This is a genomic window from Bacillus sp. LL01 (assembly GCF_001037965.1).
Map to the genome: position 1 here is coordinate 1 of NZ_LFEL01000268.1, position 3,161 is coordinate 3,161.

Below are 3,161 nucleotides of genomic sequence, written 5' to 3' on the forward strand. Positions count from 1 at the left end.
AACGTCATTTTTTCTTAGTGAGAAAAGAGCTGGTGGAAAAAGGCTATCTCACCTATGAAAGTCGAAAAGGAAGGCAGGCGGCAATCTATTGTTTAACTCCGTTGACTGAACCTCATTCACACAAAACAGCAGTCAACCGTACCTACAACGCAGACAACGCTACAGTCAATTCTACCTACAACTCTACAGACAACCGTTCCCTATTAGTTAAAGAACTTAATAAAGATATCAATAAAAATATAAATAAAGACAACAACCCATTGCGTTTCTATGAGGAAAATGGATTCGGTATGCTTTCACCGTTTATCTCCGAATCGATCAATGCCTGGATCATCGACCATACCTTTAGAGAGCCAGAAGCAGTGATCATTGAAGCGATGAAAATTTCCTTAATGCAAAATGTGAGAACGTGGAGCTATGTGATGAAGATCCTTCAAGACTGGAGTTCAAAAGGAATTCAAACCCTAGCCGACGTTCAAGCAGAGCAAGAGAGAAGGAAACAAAAAGTAGCAGCCTACCACATGAAGATAAAAGGAGAACAAGCCCATGAAAACGCTAAGCGCCCATCTACCCCCGACTATTCAAGCTATGATTTCGGATTCTAATATCGTTAGGACCTTTAGTTGCCAAGGATGCCATGAGAAAATTACCGTCCGTCGGGTAATCATTCCATTTGGACCAGAGAAGGGAAGTGAACAAGAATTAACCTACGGCTGCCGCTGTGAAGATATAAAAATCGCAAATGATGTGATTAAAAGAAGGAAAGTGCTCGAACGAAAGCGAATCTATAATCTATTCGACCGCGAAAGTCTGATGAACCCCGATCTCTTTGAAGCAAGCTTTGAGACCTATACGCCAAGCACTGAAAGCCAAAGGACGGCGATGGATGTCACAAAGCACTATAGCGAAACCTTTACAAAAGACAAGCCTCTAAATCTACTTCTTACTGGCACATACGGTATTGGTAAATCCCACTTAGCTGCGGCTAGCCTCAAACCATTGATTGAGGAAGGCTACACTTCCATTTTCATTTCTGTTCCAAAACTCCTAACCAAASTAAAAGCAACCTACAATAAAAACAGTGAATTCTCAGAGGATAGCTACTTACAGCTCCTAGAAGAAGCTGATTGTCTTGTGCTCGATGATCTTGGAGCCGAGCATGGCAGTGAGAAAGCTGGCAGCTGGTCAATCTCGAAGCTCTTTGAAATCGTTGAGGGCCGAATTGGCAAGCATACGATTTACACGACCAATTTAGGAGGGAAAGCCCTACAAGAGAAGGTCGGGGCACGGAACTTCTCGCGGATGATGCAGCATACCAAAGTCATCACGATGAACGGTCCAGACCACCGCTTAAGCCATTTCACCCAAGGAAAAGGAAGTGATGATAATGAGTAAAATGAAAATCATGATTGACCCAGGACACGGTGGCAGGGACCCCGGGGCAGTGGCGAATGGATTGGTCGAAAAAGAAATTGCCTTAACGATTGCGCGCAACTTGCGAACAGCTTTACTGAATCACTATAACGTCGAAGTGAGGCTCACCCGTGATCGGGATCTCTTCCTCACACTCGAAGAACGAGCCCGACTCGCAAATGCGTGGGGCGCTGATTGCTTCATCTCGATTCATCTGAACGCAGGAGGAGGGACTGGCTTTGAAACCTTTATTCATCCAAACGCTGGCAAGGCGACACAGGACATTCAAAACATCCTTCACCCAGAAATTAAAAACCGACTATCATGCGCCGATCGAGGACAAAAGAAAGCCAACTTCGCCGTCCTCCGCMTCACCAAGATGCCAGCGATCCTAACCGAGAACCTCTTCCTAGACCACACCGAAGACGCGAAACAACTAAAAGACTCCAACGTCATTCATGCGATCACCGAAGGACATCTAATCGGCCTACAAAAAGCCCTACACTTACCAGCTCTAAAGCCAAACCTGAAACCAACCAACACCAAACCCAACACAGCAACGCCCACCTATCGCCTCCGCATTGACGGCAAGCAGGTCGGAGCCTACCAACAACAAGACAACCTCATCGAGCACATCCAACATCACTTACATGCAGCCAATAAAATCGAATTAGAACGTATCTAGAAAGGATGAACGAAAAAATGAAACCACAAAAAGAACATTCAATCCGAGCCTACGAGCTACTATATGACCTTGAACACGCCCTAAAAAAAATCATCACCCTCACCCTGCCACTGCAAATTAAGCAAGACCCAACGTACTCGAACCTAGTCAACATCATCATCCTAAACAATCTCATCCCACTCAATCAAGACCAGCTCCACCACCTTACACAAACGAAGGTCACCCGAAACCAAGTTTGCCACATGAAGCCTGTGATCAAAGAAGACATCGACAACCTCAGAAAAGTCTACAGCCTCGCAGAAAATGTCTTGATGAAACTAGAGCATAAAGACGAAATGAGGAAGGCGAGCAGAAAGCAGGCGTATCGGAAGAGGGTAGATAATGAGAGGAGGTTTGGGTCGTAAGGGGTGAAATAATATGAGAAAACGCAGGAGCCTCGAGGAGAGGATCCTGCGTTTTACTAATGATTTAGACAACTATTCATCTCTACTAACATCCTCATATATTCCTATTTTATCCAGATGTCGAATGTACTAAGATAATAGGTAAAGTATTCCTTCTTAGCTTAATAGAGGTGATGTATGAAAACRTTAGACGTGTCTAGCTTACATAGTGGAATAGTTGAAATGAAAACTAAGATAGAACAGCAGCAAGAACAGCTTAAACAAATTGAGACGGCCGTAATGGGTATTGTCCGTCTAAGTGATTCGTTAAAAGGAGAGGGAGGGACGGCMATTCGTCGTTTCTATCAAGAGTGCCACCTCCCGTTTATCCAATACTTAACCGGGACGCTCGCACAATACGAGCAGCTTCTTATGCAAATGAAGTCCTCTTTGCAAGCACTTGAACCAGCATCAAACGGAAGAATTCAAGGAAGCTTCCTTGAACAAGAAGTCGAAAACGGCTTACAGCAGGTTGAGCTCGTAACAACCGCACTCACCACGCAAACAAATGCGACGATGCAACAGGTCCAAGACATCGTCTACCTAAAGCCGCTTCAAGACGATGAAGTCAGGCAATACGTACAAAAAGCCAAGCAAGAAAAAGACCAAACAATTGAGCA

The 3,161-nt window shown here is 44.5% G+C and carries 5 protein-coding genes; all 5 read left to right on the forward strand.

The genetic code is table 11. The features are described 5' to 3' along the window. Window positions 1-605: DnaD domain protein (locus tag AB685_RS29985; RefSeq protein ID WP_128755968.1), on the forward strand; the 605-nt coding region annotated here is incomplete at its 5' end. Beyond that, complete coding sequence (locus tag AB685_RS29200; RefSeq protein WP_047974117.1) at window positions 547-1,395, forward strand: ATP-binding protein; 849 nt, start codon at window positions 547-549, stop codon at window positions 1,393-1,395. The genes AB685_RS29985 and AB685_RS29200, both read left to right, overlap by 59 nt. Next, window positions 1,388-2,098: an N-acetylmuramoyl-L-alanine amidase gene (locus AB685_RS29205; RefSeq protein ID WP_047974118.1), complete on the forward strand. Its 711-nt coding sequence runs from the start codon at window positions 1,388-1,390 to the stop codon at window positions 2,096-2,098. The genes AB685_RS29200 and AB685_RS29205 overlap by 8 nt, the downstream gene beginning before the upstream one ends. 17 nt (window positions 2,099-2,115) lie before the next feature. Beyond that, a complete protein-coding gene (locus AB685_RS29210) occupies window positions 2,116-2,502 on the forward strand; it encodes a hypothetical protein (protein ID WP_047974119.1) in 387 nt (128 codons plus the stop codon). Between the two features lie 222 nt (window positions 2,503-2,724). Next, on the forward strand, window positions 2,725-3,161 hold a 437-nt coding region (locus tag AB685_RS29215; RefSeq protein ID WP_241773418.1), incomplete at its 3' end, for an LXG domain-containing protein.